The sequence below is a fragment of the Bacillus sp. N447-1 genome, from assembly GCF_022701035.1.
In the GTDB taxonomy this organism is placed as follows: Bacteria; Bacillota; Bacilli; order Bacillales; family Bacillaceae_G; genus Bacillus_A; species Bacillus_A cereus.
The window spans coordinates 3467485-3487154 of record NZ_CP065509.1 but is presented as its reverse complement, the minus strand read 5'-3'; the positions used below and the strand labels follow the sequence as shown (position 1 = coordinate 3487154).

Below are 19670 nucleotides of genomic sequence, written 5' to 3'. Positions count from 1 at the left end.
CTGTATTATAAATATTTACACTTCAAACCTCTTGCTTAATACAATATACATTGCGCAAAATAGCACGAATATCCCAGCATAAATTAACAAAATCTCTACACTAAACATATCCGACAATGGCCCAAATATTATCATTCCTAGAGGAAGCGCGCATGAATTCGCAATTTGTACAAGACTGAACATCCGTCCGTGCATTGATGGTTCTACTTTCTCCTGCAATAACACAGTAACTGGTGTATTGAAGCACGGCATCGTTATACCAATTAAAAAATTAAAGACTAAATATATAATAAATATCGGTGCTATTCCGAGTCCAATCATAAGCAGTCCATATAATGCACAAGCTAGCGCTGTTGTATACATACGATTACGAAAACCACCCCACGCCGCAATTAATACGCCACCAGCTGCCGCACCCGCACTAAAGGTCATCTCACTAGCAGTAAGTCTCCACATTTCGGCCCCGAAAGAACGAGTTACCATTAAAGGTGTTAAAAAAGCAGCTGGACTTATTAAAATCATGACGATAATTAATAAAACGATTAGCCTTTTAATAAATACATTTTCTTTTAAATAAGAGAATCCTTCTTTAATTCCTTGTAGATTAGATTTTTGCTTACTCTCTACATTCACATGTCCTTCCACCTGAATGATAAACATAATACTAATTCCAATCATAGCCGTAATAACATCAATAAAAAATGTTGTTTCAATGCTGGCAATAGAAAGAATCATCGCACTTGCTGCTGGAGAAAGAAACATAATTAAAGATGTAATACTGCTATTTATTCCATTTACTTTCATAAGATACTCTTTCGGAACGATTTGCGGAATTAATGCATTCACAGCTGGCGTTTGTACTCCTGTTCCAGCTGAACGAATGAGTAACACAATAAAAAGTAACCAAATACTTTTATATCCTGTTAAAAATAAAATTGCTAAAACTAACGTCGCAATCGCTATAATTCCATCCGATAACATAATCATCTTTTTACGGTCATAACGATCAATCCAAACACCTGCAAACAAAGATATCGCAATTTGTGGTAGAAAACCGCAAACAGTTGAAATAGTCAACATCACTCCTGATGATGTTGTAAGGGTGATATACCATATAATCGCGTATTGCACGAGAGAGGAACCGAACAACGAAATAGTTTGAGCGGTCAAAAATAATATAATTTTCGTTTTCCAATTGTTTTCACTCATATGTTTCACACCCCCTTAACTAATCCCGTCTCTATATGAAAGATACTATCTGCCCAATCAAGATAAAAACTCGCTTCGTGAGATACGAGTATAATGCTGCCCTTAAACTTAATTAACGCCTTTTGCAAAGCTTCCTTCGCTTCTGCATCTAAATGATTTGTCGGCTCATCTAAAATTAATAAGTTACAAGGTGATAATAATAATCCGCACAGTTTCACCTTCGATTGTTCACCACCACTTAACGTACGAATTTCTTGCGAAACGTGTGTATCCTTCACTCCACACGCAGCTAAATGATGGCGTATTTCCTTCATATTCAGTTTAGGAAACTGTTCTGAAATAATTTGAAGCGGCGTTAAAGAATCATTGCTCCAATTTAAATCTTGCTCATAATATCCAATCTTTATTTGCTCTGAAAATTGAAACTCTCCAGAAATACTATCAATATTTCCAACGATTGTTTTTAATAAAGTAGATTTTCCTACTCCATTGAAACCTGTAATAACAAGTTTTTGCCTACCCATTACTGAAAAATTCAACTTTGGTAAGAGAGCGAAGTCGTAACCAACTTCAAGGTTATTTACTTCAAGAACTGTCTGAACTGAAATGGGAAGTTCCTGAAAATCAATAGACGGTTTATGAGTAAAACTTGGTGGCGCAATTCTTTCCATACGCTGTAATTGTTTTCTACGACCTTGCGCTATTTTTGAATTCACCCCAGCAATATTTCTACGAATATACTCTTCCGTTTTTTCAATTTTCTTTTGCTGTGCATAATATTGGCGAATATAATCTTTTCGCAAATGCTCCTTCTGCCTTACAAAATCTGAGTATTTGCCGTAATACTTCTTAACCGTCCCGAACTCTACATCACATATGCAAGAAGTTACCTTTTCCAGAAAATCAAAATCATGTGATACGACAATAAATGCTCCTTCAAAATTCATTAAATAATTAGCAAGCCACTCCACATGCTCCTTATCGAGAAAATTCGTCGGTTCATCTAGCAATAAAATATTAGGCTCTTCTAATAAGAGCTTCGCTAAAATTACCTTTGCACGCTGCCCTCCGCTTAATTCACCAATCACACGATTCATCCCAATCACATCAATACCTAAACCGGCTGCCACCTTATTCGTAATACTATCTACTGAATAAAAATCATGAGCCTCGAGCAGTCCTTGAATTTCTGCCGCTTTCAATAGTTGATTTTCATCTCCAGTCATCGCACTTTCTTCATATAACTTGTTCATTCTCTTTTCCATTTCATACAAATCATAAAAGGCTCTCTTTAAATATTTTGAAATGGTGTAACCCTCATCAATTTCTGCGTATTGATCAAGATGTCCAATTTGAATATTAGGTTGCCACTTTATGTCTCCCTTATCAGGAATAATTTCCCCCACCAATATTTTCATTAATGTGCTTTTTCCTGCACCATTCTGTCCAACAATTCCCATATGCTCCCCTTTATGCAAATCAAAAGAAGCATTTTCGTATAATACTTTATCTATAAAACTATGTGATAAACTTTCCACTTTAAGTAAACTCATTTTTATTCCTCTTTTCCTGAAATTAAAAAAAGCAGAGAGATAGCGTCATTCGACACTAGCCCTCTGCTTCGTGGTTTTTCCTATACTACTCCAATTTATAGTAAAGACTCATCGGAATAATATACACAAAGGGCCATAGACAAAGCATTGTCTATGGCCCCTTAATCTATTTTATACACCAGCTGAAAAACCATAACGAAATAAGCATAGATAAACTATACTTTTTTAGAAAAGTTATTCAGCCGATGAATATAGGGGATTTATGCCCCTTGATTAAGCTCCGTACAACGCTTCACCGTATACATTTGTGCGGAGCAAAGTTTTCTAATGAGTTTTACAAATTTTATATAAAGCATATTATGCACCTTCCTTAATACTTAAAAAGGATTTTAGCATACGGTTTTACGAAGCGTCAACATTACTTCCGAATCTTTCAACTACTTGTTTTCAAAATATTGCTTCTGAAACATACACATTCTTATCGCATTATGATAGTTACCATCAACGAAAAACTCATCGATAAGCTCACCTTCTACCATAAACCCAACTTTTTTATAAACATGTACTGCCTTTTCATTTTCCTTATCCACAACTAAATAAATCTTATGCATATTTAGTACGGAAAAAGCGTAATCCATCGCTAAACGCGTCGCATCCACTGCATAACCATATCCTTGATAATTCGGATCAATAATAATTTGGAATTCTGTTCTACGGTGAATATAATCGATTTCTACTAACTCAACTAATCCAACCATTTCATTGTCTTTCTCAACGATAAATCGGCGTTCGCTTTGATCATGTATATGTTTATCATATAAGTCTTGCAGCTCCACAAATGCCTCATACGGCTCTTCAAACCAATACGACATAATATGCGCATTATTATTCAGTTCGTGTACAAACTTTAAATCTTCTCGTTCTAATGGACGTAACTTCAATTCCTGATTCATTTCTATAACCTCCAAGTAAAAGAAACCTCTTCACTTAATTTCTCAATTTTTTTCGATTTCAAACGCCCTAATTTCATTGTAAACTTTCAAGCAACTTGAAGGTCAAGATGTAACAATATTATGCCGAAATTTATAACCAATTAATAAAGAATGTAGACATTTACAATAACTTAACGAAAAAAGAACAGTCTTTTGGCTTTCCAAAAATCTCAGTAAGATAAAATTATAAATATATCATCGTTAAAAATTAAGAAAGGAGATGAACCTATGAGAATACAATATAGAAAGTATGCATTACCTTTAATCTCGTTAGTCTTATTTACTCTTATTGGTTGTACTAATAATGAGCAAAAAACGATAAAAACGAGACATATGCTTTGAGGTTTCCAAAAACGTGGTGATATTATTGAGAAAAACAATGAAGTTTATAACATAGAAAAATTAGATACTTTCGTAAAAAACTATAATTCAAATAAAGACGATTCCGTTAGAATTACTAAATTTAATACCAAGGACGAGCCAGTTATTATTGATTTAACTGTAAAAAAAGAAAAGGAGTCTACCTCCGTCTATTATGATGTTGACTATACAAAAACAAATGAGAAACATAGTGAAAATCAAGAGATTCAATATTCGAACAATACATGCCAAAAAATCACAAAAGATATTGAAGACAACAAAGTAACTTATAAATTAGAATGTCCTGACACTATTCATTTGATTACAGCCCCCCAATTATAGGATGGATAATTGCAAATAAAAAAGTAGTGCAAACTTATGTCTGCACTACTACTCTTTTCTCAAATCTCTCATATTCGATATGTATAAAGCAATAACTAAAACAAGAATTGCTCCTGCGTATAATAACGTCTCCATCGGTTCCTCATGAGACACAATAATTAATCGAATTAAGGCCGTAATTCCGATATAAATAAAATAACGTAACGGGAAATGATAGTTCGATTTAAAATACTTAATAATTAATGCAATGAACTCGAAGTATAAGAAATAGACGATGATACTTTCAACCAATTTATATGACGTATACTTCTTCGCTGAAAATATGTATTGAATAAAAGTAATCGTCTCATTAATTAAAAAGATAGATAAGACAATGGATAATATAATTAGCGCTATATTTAATATCCACTGTAAAACACTCGCGATAAAATGATCAATATTGAATGATTTCATTTTCTCATTAAACTCCCCTTCGTATAAGTACATATTTATTATAGCAAAATTATAATTGAAGGTGCGTTAAATCATATTTTCGTCCTTTATTAGTGCCGGTGTGTGGGATGTTCATTGTTTTAAGGAGTCTATGAACTGTTGCACTCGATTGAACGTGGAGAAATTCCTTTAACTGCATATTTGTACAAGTCCTACTAATAAGAAGTACATAATCATGTATCGCATCCTCATGTGCTACCTTAGAGATAGCTTTACAATTTGAACAATACCACCCTTTTTTTATTTTCAACATCGGCATTATAGAACAGACCTCACATCGTACGCCGTTTAACAATTCTCCTTTTTTAATTTTAAATTGTTCGAGGATATTTTGCTGTAATGGAGTATGATTCCTTACTATTTGACAAATAAGATCGTCTACATTTTTTATAGTTTTTTTCTTATATTTGCTCTCAAACCATTTTATTTTATGAGGTAAATTTGCACTGTGTATAATTTTATTGGGGAGATTATCGTCTGAAGATTTAATAATAGTTCGTGGATTACTAATAACAACGAGTGATTCAATCGGAAAACGAGAAAACCCATTTAACCTTAACCATTTTCTAAACTGTTCCTCTTGTCTTTTCACTTGTAAAATTGGATCTGGAAACCCTTCTGGATTCCCCTCTGATATTCTAATAAGCTGGTTAAACTTTGAATCAAATAGTAACGTACCTGCTATATTTTTTATTTCGAGGAAAAGAAGAAAATATGCTGAAATGATAATCGTATCAATTTGAAAATGGTGATTTTGATCAGACAACCTTATATCGTGCAAAATACTATATGTTTCTTCTGGCAAAAAACTTAATGGATAATTGATAGCTTGTTCACCTTTGTAACCCGCTTTATGCTTCGCTAAACTTTCTGCAACCATATCCCGTTTCGGATGGTGAGCAGGTAATCTTCTAGATAACGCTTCTAATTGTCGTAAATACATCGGCATTTGTCGTTCTTTCACAATCATTTTTAGCCCTCCTCAAAATATATCAACGATTTTTCAAATATATCTATCATAACTCACAATATATCAACGATTTTTTCAATATATCAACGATTCGACATAGAATATCGACTTACCGACAAAAACCGACACAACATACACCCATAAAATCCTATACACAGTATAGCATCACATCTAAAATCGCACTGTAAGCATAATATGAATCCGCCCATTTAATTACGTCGTTTTCAAAATGAGAAATTTACATTCACCCCATGTAAAAGACCTTTTTATAAATATGAACATTTTTTAGGAATTAGTTTATCTTTTTTTAATGTTTTATTTAGAGGCAGTTTATAGTCGGGGATTAACATAAGAAACGTAGCAACTAAGTTCATATATGACGCACTGCTACTATAATCGCTAACCGTACTACTTGAAATCATAAAATAAGGAGACGATAAAACATGAACAAAAAAGCAAAAGCACTATCATCCGTACTGCTCGGATTCACATTAGCATTAACAGGGTGTGCTGGTACTAAAGCTGAAGAAAATCATGGGAAACAAAAACAAGAACAAGTTGCTAAAGAAACAAAAAAGGAAAATAAATTAACTAAAGGGCAAAAAATGGCTAATATTCTTAGCGAGACAAATTGGCAAGGTACACGAGTGTATGACAAAGATAAGAATGACTTAACAAAAGAGAATGCAAACTTCATTGGTCTTGCAAAATATGATGCGAAGTCAGGCAGATATGAATTTTTTGATGCTAAAACAGGTGCAAGTCGTGGCGATAAAGGCACTTTCTTTGTCACAAATGATGGGAAGAAGAGAATATTAATTTCAGAATCAATGAAGTATCAAGCTGTCGTTGACATGACAAAACTAAATAAAAATGTATTTACTTATAAACGAATGGGTAAAGACGCTAACGGTAAAGATGTAGAAGTTTTCGTTGAACATGTCCCATATAAAGAAAAAGAACTTTCTTTCACTGATCCGGACAAGCAGCTGAACACGACTACAGGAGATATTGTTAAAAACGTTGATGGAGATAAAATTTTAGGCGGTACCCTTTGGCACGGAACAAAAGTAGTAGATGAAGCTGGTAATGATGTAACACAGTTTAATTCGAATTTTATAAGTCTAGCAAAATTCGATGACAAGTCTAATAAATATGAGTTCTTCAATAGCGAAACAGGTCAAAGCCGCGGTGATTATGGCTACTTCGATGTTGTACACGAAAATAAAATAAGAGCCCATGTTTCAATTGGAAATAACAAATACGGTGCTGCTCTTGAACTTACTGAACTAAATAAGAATAAATTTACGTATAAAAGAACTGGTAAAGACCAAGCTGGTAAGGATATAACTATATTCGTTGAACATGAACCTTATAAAGGTGATATGAAGCCACAATTTAGTTTTTAAATACGTTTGATTAAAGATCCTGTACTGAGTTGCAGGATCTTTCTTATTAAGCAAGAGAACGAAAAGACGAAAAACATGTAGCTTTTCGTCTTCACAATATTTCCACCTTATAGTTGATGATTTACAAAACCTAAAAACATACCGATACAAAATAAAATAAATCCAATTAGAATTAAGGGAAGAGTGAAGCCACCCCAAGCTGGTTTATTAGCAAACGCCCTTATTTTAAAATTAATCCTCGCTAAAGACATGATAACGATACCCGCTATTGATAAAATTGTAGTTACATAAGTCATCTAGAATAATACTCCTCTTCTATATTGATTTTATATCTCTGCAAACCATCTACATAAGTGTTACAGTCCACTATTCATACATGTCATCCCAATTGTAGCAATCCAGCTTTGTGCACATCATTTGTAAAATTCATTCTTCATTCCTAAAAAAAGACAGAACCAGACGGTTCGGTCTTTTTTGTTTTATAATAATCTCTTTTATTTTTGCTACAATACCTTTTTCTTATAAATCTTACGCCAACACAGCTTTTGATTAACTTATCCTGAAATATTATGAATTTGCGTTCAACTTATCTAAAATACCTTTATCTATTTTTGCTTGATTCACTTTAGCTATTTTAGAAACAATCCCACGGCGATCTTCCCAATCAATCAAATAATATTGATTTTTTTCCAATTCATTTTGCAAGGAAATTTTCAATTCTCTTTCTTCCCCTTTTTTATCGTACACCTTCTCATCGTAAACATGATACGTAAGAACTTCTCCATTACTCAATTTTTCGTTTTCTACTTTAGAATCAGTCGTTACTTTTACATAATATTGTTTAGTCAAATAGTATCCATTCCCTGACTTCATATAGTAGAAAGCACCTCCTACTATAGCTAATAACACAAAAATTCTCATGATCCATTTCATATGGTAATACCTAACCTTTCTATTCTACTTGTAAGATTTATACCCGTTAAAATATAAATCTTCCTTACCTTAAGTATGCTTTAACCATAAAGATGGTACAATCCAGTTTCCTTACACCCACATTACATTTTTGTAATCCTATCATTTTACAAAAGTTTCTTAAGTTGGCCCAAAACAAAGGAACATAAAGTTTTATTCCTCCAATTGCCACACTTTTAGCAACACTTGTCCAAGTAATAGGAATTTCATTTCAATCCATTTTACGTGAAGAAGTAAATCAACGCCGATTAACTATATTAGGAATTACATTATTAATCAGCCCTCATCAATCGGGCTGCCCGGCAAATAGAGGAATAAAATTTATGACTAAGTAAAAAAGCGCCCTACTTATAGGGCGCTTTTTTTATACTTAATGACTAATACTAGCTGTTGGATATAATGTTGTTCCTCCAATTGAAACTTTTATTTCATTTGTTAATGGAACGTTTTGTTCATTAATAATTGTTCTCCACCATTCCCATGCAAGACCTGTACATTCTCTTGCTACAATTTTTATATTTTTTGAGTTCGGTGGAAGAGGGATAACTGTAGAGTAATGAGCCGTTTTGTCTTTTCCGCTACCATCCCATGTTTTATGTGTTAGTACTTCGTTACCCTTTTGGTCAAATGTGAATTCATCCCAAGATACATCAAATTGAGCAACGTAAGCACCGTAATGATCAAGTGTCATTTTAGCACTTGAATATTCTGTAGTTGTCGTCTCAATATAATCTGTATTGTTATGAACAGCAGCGGTTGCATTATCTTTTAAGAAAGTACTTGTATATGAAATTGGGTATGCTGGATTTTTAAGACTTAATTCAGCATTATCTTTAATAATATTTCGGATTTCATTGAAATCTTTAGTAACAACCTTGTTATGCTCTTTCGCATCTCCGCCTAATACTACAGCAGTAAAGGTACTTTCTTCAAAAATATCTTTATACTGTCCACTTGTTTCAACACTGTTATCCTTAAGTAAGGCTTTAAAAGCAGCTTGTACATCTTTGCTCTTAGATGTTGTTTCTAATTTTACATAAATCGTTCTACCATAAGCTACATTTGAAACCATAACAGGTGGAGCCGAATTACTTACGCCTTTTCGAGTTAACTCATCAAAAGTAACGCTATTATCAAAAAGGTCGGATGGATTGTTAGGTAGTTCAGCACTTACCGTATAAAATATTTGTTTATACGCCGCTACCATCACTTTTTTCTCTCCATTTGCAACCGCATTAAAATCAATGTTTAGACTGTTATCAAGATATTTAGCGTTAACATTAAGAGCGCTTGCGATTTGCGATTTACTATAAACCATGGATTCCGTATACTGCATTCTTGCAGGTAACGTATGTGTTGTAGAATACTTTTCATTCCAAGTAGATACTAAATCGTCTACTGCTCCAGCTACATTACCATATGTCGGATTTTGGACAGTGATTGTATTTTCTTTTCTCATGCCCGGTAAGTCTATACTAATATTCAAAGGCTTTCTCTTAGCCACTAATAAACTCGGTTGATTGTCTGCAAAAGCTTTATTTGCAAGTTGTACAGCTCCTGGATACGTGCGATTCACTACAGAATCAATAATTGAAATATCGACTGGTGACGTTGTAAGTGATTTTTTTTCGCGTTCTACTACTATAAATTTACCATTTGAATTGATACTTTCTTTCGGAACAAAACTCTCTACTTTATCACCATTTACAGCTAAAACCTCTTGATTATTATATTTAAGATTTGCTATACCAGTATCAATGCCACTAGCATTTTTGGTTACATCAGTTGCATTACTTGCTTGTGTTTCTGCGAAGGAAATAGATGAATAATTAATAGTGCATAGACTAACTAATAAACATGCAAGGAACTTTCTTCTTTTAGTGTTTTTCTTAATATTCAGAAAAATCACCCCGTTCTTTTTTTAGTAAAATATGATAATGATTGATAAATGATTGCTAACTAATAAATTTACATAAATGCTTTTAAAAGTTCTTGAATTAACGGGATTACGCCACCTACAAATTTTAAAACTGCCATTGCGATTTCCATATTATTTCCTCCTTTTTATTGCTACGAAAATATGATTTATCTTTATGCCCTCATTATAGTGACCCCTTACACTTTTATCAATACACTCTGATATGCAATATTACATATAAAAAAACAAGCTGAATTCTTTTGAAAAATTATACAGAGATATTTTTTCCACTTGGTACATACTTGAAAAGGTGAAGCATTCTTTTGCATTTTATGAGTAATCACATAAAAAAAGCTGCTGCCTATAAAATACAGACAGCAACTTCAACTAGAGTGTCTTGCATAATCTACGCAAGACATTTTATAACTAATAAACTGCTATTGGCCCATAAGGACCATTAATAATTTCTATTTTTGTTTCAAAAATATCTGTCAAAAGTGTTGAGTCCATAACCTCTTCTACTGTTCCAAAAGCAGCAATTTGTCCATCTTTCATAGCACAAATTTTATCCGAGTATTTAGCTGCAAAATTTATGTCATGCATAACCGTCAAAATTGTTCTTCCAAATTCATTAGCTGCACGTCTTAAATGCTCCATCATTTGAACAGAACGAGCAACATCAAGGTTGTTCAAAGGTTCGTCCAAAAGTACATATTCCGTCTCTTGGCACAGTACCATCGCTACATATGCCCTTTGTCTTTGACCACCAGAAAGCTCATCTAAATATCTATTCTCTAAACTAGTTAAATCTAAGAAATCGATATATTTAGAAATGATAACCTCATCTTCTTTAGTCAACCTTCCCTTTGAATAAGGAAAGCGCCCAAATCCAACTAATTGTCTAACTGTAAGCCTAGTTACAAAATGATTTTCTTGTCGCAATATAGTCAAAACTTTTGCTAAGTCTTTTGATTTGGATTCAGAAACATCCATATTTGCTACCTGAATTTGGCCTTCATCCATATCTAAAAGTCTGCCAATCATCAAAAGTGTCGTTGACTTTCCAGCACCATTTGGTCCAATTAAAGAAGTAAAGCCTGCTTTTGGTATTTCAATATCCAAAGGTCCTATTTTTACCTTATCAGTATAGAACTTTTTAACATTATCAATTTTTATCATAAAGCCCTCTTCCTTAAAACTATAGTTAAGAATATGATTCCACCGAATAATTCAATAATAACTGAAACTACACCTTGAGCATGGAATACATGATACATTAAAAAGTATGCGCTCGTCATTATTAAAAATCCTATAGCAAAAGCCATCGGAAAAATATATCTATGATCATAAGTTGACGCTGCCTGATAACTCAAAGTTGCCACTAAAAAGCCGTAGAAAGTAAGTGGCCCAATTAGAGCTGTTGAAATGGACATTAAAATAGCTACTAATACAAGCGTATAAATTACACTAGGTTGGTATTTAACTCCAAAAGAAGTAGCAACATCTTTTCCTAGTGATAAAACATTCAAATTCTTAGAATGAGCAAAAATTAATACCGCTACAATTATGATCATAGGAATTACAATAGGAAAATATGCAGGATCTGCATGATTAACAGAACCAAATAGTCTTGCTTGTAAAATATCAAATTCTGAAGGCGCAAGTAGTTTTCTCATGAAAGTTGACACAGAATTTAGCCCGGTACCAATAATAATTCCAACTAAAAGCATAAGTTGTAAATTCCCGTATTTACCGGAAAGTAACCATCCATAAAGTATCAAACTCATGAAGACCATAACAACAACTTGGAATAAAAATGATCCAATTCCATTAAAATTTATTAACGCACTAGCACCAAAGAAGAATACTGTACTCGTTTGAATTGCTGAATAAAGTGATTCGAAACCTAAAAGCGATGGAGTAATAATTTTATTATTCGTAATAGATTGGAAGGCAACTGTCGACAAGCTATGGCAAACCGCAGCAATAATCATTGCAACAATAGCTACTATCCTTCTCTTAACAACTGGGATAAAAGAAGGTGAATCTATCGGAACTGGATTGTTATAAACTAAAAGGCCATATGAAGAAAGAAGACCTAAAGCAATCAATGTTATCAGTAAAATCCAATAACGTCTTGCTTCCTTCTTAGACCGAAAAGCACTAGCTGATCTACTTTCATTATGAAGGCTAGAATCGATTTCGACATTTTCTTTTTTTCTATATTCTAATGTGATCATCGTAGCCTCCTTGGTTTTCTTTGTCTCAATAAAATAGTAATAAACACGACTGCTCCCACTGTTGCAAGTATTAAAGAAACAGGTAATTCAAAAGGCTGTATAATTGTTCGAGAAATGATGTCACAGGCAGTTATTGATCCCATTCCGATCACACAAACCCAAGGTAAATTACTCCTAAGATCATCACCTCTAAACATTGAAACGATATTTGGCACAATTAATCCTAAGAAAGGTAAGTGTCCAATAACAGCTGCAACAATTCCAACTGCAACAGAGATAAGAGCAGTCCCAAAAAGAACAATTCTATTGTAATTAACTCCAAGACTTGTTGCGACATCTTCTCCTAGTCCAGCTAAAGTCAATCTATTAGCATACATAAAAATAAGAAAAGTAATGATAACAATCAGCCATAAATATTCATATCTTCCCACCTGAATGTTAGCAAATGAACCTACAAACCAAGTTTCAATACTTTGCGTCTTTTGAAAAAGGAGTCCTAAAAAAGTAGACACTGCAGAAATTACTGCTCCAAGCATCAATCCAATAATCGGAACAATTAAAGACGAACGAAGCTTAACTCTTCTTAAAAATAGAAAGAAAATCATAGTTCCTATAAAAGAAAAAATGATTGCACCAGTCATTCTTTGAACTAAAGTCGGGGCAGGAAATAATAAATACACAAAAAGCAGGCCTAAGCCTGACCATTCAATAGTCCCCGTTGTAGTAGGTTCAACAAAGCGATTCTGTGTAATGAGTTGCATGACGAGCCCTGCCATCGCCATCGCAGCTCCAGTAAGCATTAATGCAGCTGTTCTCGGAACACGAGTTATGAAAAACATCTCTGTCCCGTCCTCTTGTCCACGTATATCATAAACTCCAGTAAACAGTGATATAATCCCTAAAATTATAACAACTATAACTGCTATTATAAAAGGTTTTGTCCATATTTTATTTTGATTATAAAACTGGGGTTGAGAAATATTCTCAACCCTAGAAATCATATTTTTTGACACTGTTTCGTACCCCTTTACACTACTTAGCTAAAGTTTTTGCCATATTTCCAAATAACTCTATATAAGTTTGAATTGATTCATTCGTGTAAGTATCTTCTGGTGCATAAATAACTTGTTTTTTAGAAACAGCAGTTGTGTTTTGAAGAGCAGGTGATTTAGAAATAACATCCTTAGCAGGTGTTGACTTAGCTGCATCAGATGTTGCAGCATCACGATCTAATACGAAAATCCAATCAGGATTTGTTTGTGCAATAGCTTCAACAGAAACGTCATCACCTTTATGACCTGCAGTAGAATTTGAAACTTCTAACGCTGGAGTCCAACCGAAAATTTCATACATTGGTCCCCAAACACGACCAGAATGTGGCGCAGCAAAACCAATATTACCACCAGTAACGATAACACTCATAACTTTATCTTTTCCGTTATAAGCAGATTTTGCTTTTTCAATAGATTTATCAAAATCAGCTACTAATTGTTTAGCTTCTTTATCTTTATTAAAGATTTTTCCTAAAGTAACTGTAGAATCTTTAAGTCCTTTTACTAAGTTTTCGCCAGGCTTAGTAGCTTTCTCAGAAACATCAAAATTAAGATCAATAACTGCTGCATTTGGTACTAATTTTTTGATTTCTTCGTAATGGTCAGCAAATCTTTGACCAACAATTACAAGTTCAGGATTTGCCGCTGCAATAATTTCTAGATTTGGTTCACGGTGATTCCCAATATTTTGAACTTTTTCATCCTTTTTATATGCTGAATCAGCAGGCATGATATCCTTTGGAGCAGCCGCTAATTTAATTCCCCAATCAGATAAAGTTTCAAACGTTCTGTTATCCAAAGCAACTACATTCTTTGGGTTTACAGGGACTTTAACAGTTCCATGAGCATCAGTGATTTCAACCGTTTTTGGCTTATCACTACCATTATCTTTATTATTAGCCTTCGAAGTTTCTTTACTTGAATCTGAGCAAGCTACTAACATTAAAGTGAAAACTGCTAGAATACTCACTAATTTTAAAAGCATAGATTTTTTCATATGTATACTCCTTATAGTGTGATTTATTTCGAAAATGATGACATCCATAGATTGAATTAGAAGGTAACTTTTATTCAATTGAATCGCTATTGATAATCATTTTCATTTGAACATCCTGTTAATTAGTATAGTCATTAATTCTGTGAAAATCTTGTGAATGGTGTGAATTCATAAAATCAGGCATAGAAAGTAATATGTGAAGTCGGGCGTGTTGATTAACCTTTATTCTTCAGAGCGTGTCGATTTTTTTCGAGTAGAAACTTTCAGTAGATCTGGTCTCAACTCGTCCCCTCCACACTACCTAAAAGATGCTCATTAATAGCTAATGTTTTCATAATCCATTGCCTGATAGAAATATTCTTTTTACAGTTTTCATCTATTAATATTTCTCAGAAACTATTTGATTATCACATTTAACAAAAAAACGAGTAAAACTGAATGAAATAGTTTTACTCTTTTTCTATTACCTTATTTTATCATTCAATCATTGAATAGCCTCTGCCGTGTATCGTTTGAATATATCTCTCTTTCTTCTCGCACTTTAACTTTTTTCTTACATACCCAATATATAAGTCTACTACATTTGGATTTACTACTATATTATATCCCCATACTTGATTCAAAAGCATTTCACGGCTCAATATTGTGTTTTTATTCTTGATTAAAAATACAAGTAAATCGTACTCCCGCTTAGTAAGCGAGAGGTTTTTGCCACCTTTTTTCACAATATTGCTAGATGCATCAACAAAGAGATCTTTAAACTGAAAAAAGTTTATCTCCTTTTGCTGGTTACAATCACTTCTCCTTAAAATCGCTTGAACCCTTGCTACTAATTCTTCTTTCGCAAATGGTTTTCTTATATAATCATCTGCTCCTGCTTGTAACCCTGCTACGCAATCCTTACTAGAAATATTGTCGGTCACAATAATAATCGGTGTCGTTTTAACAAGTCGTATTTGTCTACAAATTTCTGGTCCAGATATACTTAATGAATCCCAATCCAATATGATAATATCCCAATCTTGTTCATATATTATATTTAAACCTTCGTTTTCATTGTGAAGTTTTAAAATGAAGTAACCTTCTTGCGTTAAACCGTTTACGATTTTCTTTGCTGAAGACCGTTCATTTTTAATCACCAACACCTGCTTCACCGATGGTTCACCTCTACTTCAATATAAATTATTTAGATAAAAAAATTATCCCGAAAAAATAATTTAAGATTTATAAATTTAAAACCCCTAAATAATCCATTAAAACAGTTTATTAGGAGAACTCTATATAATCTTACAATAGGTATGGATAAAAACACAAAACATATGAAGATTCGAATAAAGTGAAAAAATAATAAAAACTCAACAATTGGGCGTTTACTAGCAGCTATATTATCTACCTGCTTATCGTCAATAACCATTTCTTCATTTTCTATTTCAGGGATATCGTCCCATCAACTTCAGCATTCTATAAAACCACAAACAAAAAGAACCATAACCTTGCCAACCTGGCAAAGTTATGGTTCATATCATACAAAATAAAAAAACCACCAAATATGTATTGGTGGAGACGGTGGGAGTCGAACCCACGTCCAAAAATATCGGCACTTAAGCTTCTACGAGTGTAGTCGATATATTAGCATTTCGCGAACTCTTCGGCCTATCGACAGGCTTCCAAGTTGCTAGTCTGGTTGTTCTCTTCCTTTGTCCTCAGACGGCGAACTCCGGCGTAGTCCACTTAGTTTGAGTCCCTTACCCTACCACATGGACGATGGAGGGAGGAACCTTTAGTGCAATTAAGCAGCTAAAGAAAGATTGTTTTGTTTGCCAATTATAGGCTTTGACGTTTTAACGAGGCCGATCCCCTCGACTCGCAACCTAAGCTCGAACTATCCCTGTCGAATCCGTAACGTCCCCATGATAAAAATGGAGCATACGAAGAAAATATCGTGATAGCTACTAAGAGCTGTTTTTCAATGTGCAACAACCTTACATAATTTATTATAACATACGCGCTCCATTTTACAAATGTAAATATCTGTATTACATCTTTTGGCGATCACGGAACGCGCGTGCAATTTCACGTTTAGCTTCTTTCTCTTTTAAATCGTGACGTTTATCGTATTGCTTCTTACCTTTTGCTAAACCAAGTGCCATCTTTGCAAATCCATTTTTCAAATAAATTCTAAGTGGAACTAATGCGTAACCTGTTTCTTTCGCAGCGCCCGCTAGTTTATCAATTTCTTTTTTATGCAGAAGTAATTTTCTCGTACGAAGTGGATCATGGTTGAAACGATTCCCTTGTTCGTACGTATTAATGTGCATATTATGAACCCATACTTCACCATTATGTACACGTGCAAACGCATCTTTCAAGTTTACGCGTCCAGCGCGAATCGACTTAATTTCCGTTCCTTGAAGGACAAGCCCTGCTTCGTATGTTTCTTCGATGAAATAATCATGAAATGCTTTTTTATTCTGTGCAATAACCTTACCTGTACCCTTTGGCATATAACGTCCCTCCTCTATTTTTACTATTGTAACAAATGTTAATAAAAAGCGAAAGTGGCTCGCTCAGAATCTTTGGACATTGGAACTCCCGACAGAGAAGCGCTTTTTGCTTCGTCCGAGGGAGTGAAATGGCCAACAGATTCTAGCCACTGTAGCTAGATTCCATCAAAAAGCGAAAGTGGCTCGCTCTCAAGCCACGAAGAAAAAAGAAAACGGCCCCGCTTTTCATCAAAGCGAAGCCACTCTTTTCTTACTTACGCTTTTTCTTTTTCTTCTTGAATCCTGGTACGTTTTCGAAGAATGCTTTTTTCTTCTTACCGTTACCATCTTTTTTTCCCGGCTGGCTAGCAGAAGCGGATGCAGATGCAGATCCTCTTCCTTTTCCTTTACCACCACGGTCAAATTTTCTACCTGTGCCACGTTCACCGCCGCGCTCATTACTGCGCTCGCTACGTCCACCGCGTTTCTTTCTGCCTGTTCTTGGCTGATCGATAACGACTGGACGATCTTTAAACTTACGGCGAGGTGTGCCTTTCATGCCAACGATTTCAAAGTCGATTGCACGCTCGTCTTTGTTTACGTTAATAACGCGAATTGTAATTTCGTCACCGATGCGGAATACGTTTCCTGTACGTTCTCCGATCATAGCGAAATGTTGCTCGTCATAACGGTAGTAATCATCCGTTAAATAACTAACGTGTACAAGACCTTCAATTGTATTTGGAAGCTCTACGAATAAACCGAAGTTTGTTACAGAGCTAATCATACCGTCATACTCTTCACCGATCTTATCAACCATATACTCTGCTTTTTTCATCTCATCTGTTTCACGCTCTGCTTCAACAGCACGACGTTCCATATTAGAAGAATGCTCTGCAATCTCAGGTAATTTTTCACGCCATTTTGCTTGCGTTTCGTTGTCGACTTTACCGTTAATAATGTATTCACGAATTAATCTATGAACGATTGTATCTGGGTAACGACGAATTGGTGATGTGAAGTGTGTGTAGAACTCAGTTGATAAACCGAAATGTCCTAAACTATCCGCATCGTAACGAGCTTGCTTCATAGAACGAAGCATAACTGTTGAAATAACTACTTCTTCTGGCTGTCCTTGAACCATTTCAAGAATTTGTTGTAGCGCGCGAGGATGCACTTCATTCGCACGTCCTTTTACTGCATATCCGAAGTTCGTTACAAACTCGAAGAAACGCTCAAGCTTATCTTCTTTCGGATCTTCATGGACACGGTACATGAATGGTACGTTCATCCAGTGGAAGTGCTCTGCTACTGTTTCATTCGCAACAAGCATAAATTCTTCAATTAACTTCTCTGATACAGAACGATCGCGCATGACAACGTCTGTCGGTTTTCCTTCTTCATCCACTAATACTTTCGCTTCTTTAAAGTCAAAGTCAATTGCACCACGGCGCATACGTTTTTCACGTAAAATTTGTGCCAATTGACCCATCTCTTTAAACATCGGTACGAGCGGCTCATAACGCTTAATTAACTCTTCGTCCTCATCTTCTAAAATGCTTCTTACGTCAGCATAAGTCATACGCTCTGTTGTTTTAATCACACTTTGGAAAATCTCGTGTTTAACAACATCACCTAAGTTGTTGATTTCCATTTCACAAGATAATGTCAGACGGTCTACTTTCGGATTTAATGAACAAATACCGTTAGATAGACGGTGTGGAATCATCGGAATTACACGGTCAACAAGATACACACTCGTCGCTCTTTCCGCTGCTTCTACATCAATCGGAGAACCTTCTTGAACGTAATGACTTACATCCGCAATGTGAACGCCTAGCTTGTAGTTACCGTTCTCAAGCTTCGTTACTGTAACAGCATCATCTAAATCTTTTGCGTCTGCACCGTCAATCGTTACGATCATTTGGTCACGTAGATCACGGCGATCTTTTAAATCTTCTTCTGAAATCGTTTCTGGTACACTGTTTGCATGTTCCATCACTTCTTCAGGGAACGCTAAAGGCAAGTGATGTTTATGAATGACAGATAAAATATCTACTCCTGGATCATTTTTATGACCTAGAATTTGAATAACTTCACCTTCTGCACTTAAACGATTCTCTGGATAGCTCGTAATTTTCACAACTACTTTATGACCTTCTACAGCGCCCATAGATGCACTTTTCAATACGAAAATGTCACTTGTCCAGCGCTTATTGTCAGGTATAACGAACCCAAAGTTTTTCGATTCTGTATATGTACCAACTAACTCTTTCGTTCCGCGTTCTAAAATGCGTACAATTGAACCTTCTTGACGCGAACCACTCGATTGGGAACTAAGGCGTGCTAATACTGTATCGCCATGAAGCGCACCGTTTAATTCTGTAGGCGGTATGAAAAGGTCATCGTCTCCCGTTTTCTTCTCATCTGGTACAACGAATGCAAAACCACGTGCATGTCCAATTAACTTACCGCGTATTAAATTCATCTTTTCAGGAAGACCGTAACGGTTGCTACGAGTACGAATAACAAGTCCCTTCTCTTCCATCGTTACAAGTGCCTTTACGAAATCTTTAAAGCCCTCAGAACCTTCAATCCCAAATGCCTCTTCTAACTCTTGTATCGTTAGCGGTTTATACGCTTCTTCTCTCATAAATAATAACAACTTATCAATATGTTCT

At 34.7% G+C, this 19670-nt stretch carries 16 protein-coding genes, 1 other RNA gene and 1 pseudogene; 2 read left to right on the top strand and 16 right to left on the bottom strand.

Going from position 1 to position 19670, the window contains the following annotated elements; genetic code table 11:
- Window positions 1-15 precede the first annotated feature (15 nt).
- The 3 genes from IQ781_RS17560 to speG all read right to left on the bottom strand — a co-directional run bounded on the left by IQ781_RS17560 (window position 16) and on the right by speG (window position 3715).
- The gene (locus tag IQ781_RS17560) at window positions 16-1209 is read right to left on the bottom strand and encodes an MFS transporter (RefSeq protein ID WP_001293755.1); all 1194 of its coding nucleotides are present in this window, start codon (window positions 1207-1209) and stop codon (window positions 16-18) included.
- Between the two features lie 5 nt (window positions 1210-1214).
- Complete coding sequence (locus IQ781_RS17555) at window positions 1215-2762, bottom strand: ABC-F family ATP-binding cassette domain-containing protein (protein WP_139847050.1); 1548 nt, start codon at window positions 2760-2762, stop codon at window positions 1215-1217.
- A 437-nt stretch (window positions 2763-3199) separates the two neighbouring features.
- The gene (gene speG, locus IQ781_RS17550; protein ID WP_001071092.1) at window positions 3200-3715 is read right to left on the bottom strand and encodes a spermidine N1-acetyltransferase; all 516 of its coding nucleotides are present in this window, start codon (window positions 3713-3715) and stop codon (window positions 3200-3202) included.
- A gap of 267 nt (window positions 3716-3982) precedes the next feature.
- Here speG and IQ781_RS17545 point away from each other — a divergent pair.
- Window positions 3983-4456, top strand: a pseudogene (locus IQ781_RS17545) (DUF4362 domain-containing protein).
- Window positions 4457-4504: 48 nt separating this feature from the next.
- On the opposite strand, the gene psiE reads toward IQ781_RS17545, so the two are convergent.
- Together psiE and IQ781_RS17535 are read right to left on the bottom strand one after the other, a co-directional pair.
- Window positions 4505-4909, bottom strand: a complete 405-nt coding sequence (gene psiE / locus IQ781_RS17540; protein ID WP_000834704.1) for a phosphate-starvation-inducible protein PsiE — start codon at window positions 4907-4909, stop codon at window positions 4505-4507.
- 49 nt (window positions 4910-4958) lie between these two features.
- Window positions 4959-5918 carry a nuclease-related domain-containing protein gene (locus IQ781_RS17535; RefSeq protein WP_000635763.1) on the bottom strand — a complete coding sequence of 320 codons (960 nt, stop codon included), beginning with the start codon at window positions 5916-5918 and terminating at the stop codon, window positions 4959-4961.
- 443 nt (window positions 5919-6361) lie between these two features.
- Here IQ781_RS17535 and IQ781_RS17530 point away from each other — a divergent pair, with 443 nt between their 5' ends.
- Window positions 6362-7327 carry a DUF4822 domain-containing protein gene (locus IQ781_RS17530; RefSeq protein ID WP_061457860.1) on the top strand — a complete coding sequence of 322 codons (966 nt, stop codon included), beginning with the start codon at window positions 6362-6364 and terminating at the stop codon, window positions 7325-7327.
- A 107-nt stretch (window positions 7328-7434) separates the two neighbouring features.
- Here the strand turns inward: IQ781_RS17530 and IQ781_RS17525 are convergent, their stop codons facing one another.
- From IQ781_RS17525 to rnr, 11 genes are all read right to left on the bottom strand, one after another.
- Complete coding sequence (locus tag IQ781_RS17525) at window positions 7435-7623, bottom strand: hypothetical protein (protein WP_000222858.1); 189 nt, start codon at window positions 7621-7623, stop codon at window positions 7435-7437.
- Between the two features lie 271 nt (window positions 7624-7894).
- Entirely contained in the window at window positions 7895-8260 is a 366-nt protein-coding gene (locus IQ781_RS17520) for a YxeA family protein (RefSeq protein ID WP_002164645.1), read from the bottom strand.
- Window positions 8261-8669: 409 nt separating this feature from the next.
- Complete coding sequence (gene alo, locus IQ781_RS17515) at window positions 8670-10208, bottom strand: anthrolysin O/cereolysin O family cholesterol-dependent cytolysin Alo (RefSeq protein ID WP_139847051.1); 1539 nt, start codon at window positions 10206-10208, stop codon at window positions 8670-8672.
- Window positions 10209-10643: 435 nt separating this feature from the next.
- Window positions 10644-11396 (bottom strand): iron ABC transporter ATP-binding protein, encoded by a 753-nt coding sequence (locus tag IQ781_RS17510; RefSeq protein WP_000590071.1) that lies wholly within the window; start codon window positions 11394-11396, stop codon window positions 10644-10646.
- Window positions 11393-12457 (bottom strand): iron chelate uptake ABC transporter family permease subunit, encoded by a 1065-nt coding sequence (locus IQ781_RS17505; protein WP_000631245.1) that lies wholly within the window; start codon window positions 12455-12457, stop codon window positions 11393-11395. The genes IQ781_RS17510 and IQ781_RS17505 overlap by 4 nt, the downstream gene beginning before the upstream one ends.
- Window positions 12454-13470, bottom strand: coding sequence for an ABC transporter permease (locus tag IQ781_RS17500; protein ID WP_000042077.1), 1017 nt, complete (start codon window positions 13468-13470; stop codon window positions 12454-12456). The genes IQ781_RS17505 and IQ781_RS17500 overlap by 4 nt, the downstream gene beginning before the upstream one ends.
- A gap of 19 nt (window positions 13471-13489) precedes the next feature.
- A complete protein-coding gene (locus tag IQ781_RS17495) occupies window positions 13490-14506 on the bottom strand; it encodes a siderophore ABC transporter substrate-binding protein (protein WP_000749449.1) in 1017 nt (338 codons plus the stop codon).
- Between the two features lie 476 nt (window positions 14507-14982).
- Window positions 14983-15660, bottom strand: coding sequence for a response regulator transcription factor (locus IQ781_RS17490; RefSeq protein WP_139847052.1), 678 nt, complete (start codon window positions 15658-15660; stop codon window positions 14983-14985).
- Between the two features lie 401 nt (window positions 15661-16061).
- Window positions 16062-16416: a transfer-messenger RNA gene (gene ssrA, locus IQ781_RS17485) on the bottom strand.
- 126 nt (window positions 16417-16542) lie between these two features.
- A complete protein-coding gene (gene smpB / locus IQ781_RS17480) occupies window positions 16543-17010 on the bottom strand; it encodes an SsrA-binding protein (RefSeq protein WP_001123919.1) in 468 nt (155 codons plus the stop codon).
- 250 nt (window positions 17011-17260) lie between these two features.
- A complete protein-coding gene (gene rnr, locus IQ781_RS17475; RefSeq protein ID WP_437439399.1) occupies window positions 17261-19642 on the bottom strand; it encodes a ribonuclease R in 2382 nt (793 codons plus the stop codon).
- Window positions 19643-19670 lie beyond the last annotated feature (28 nt).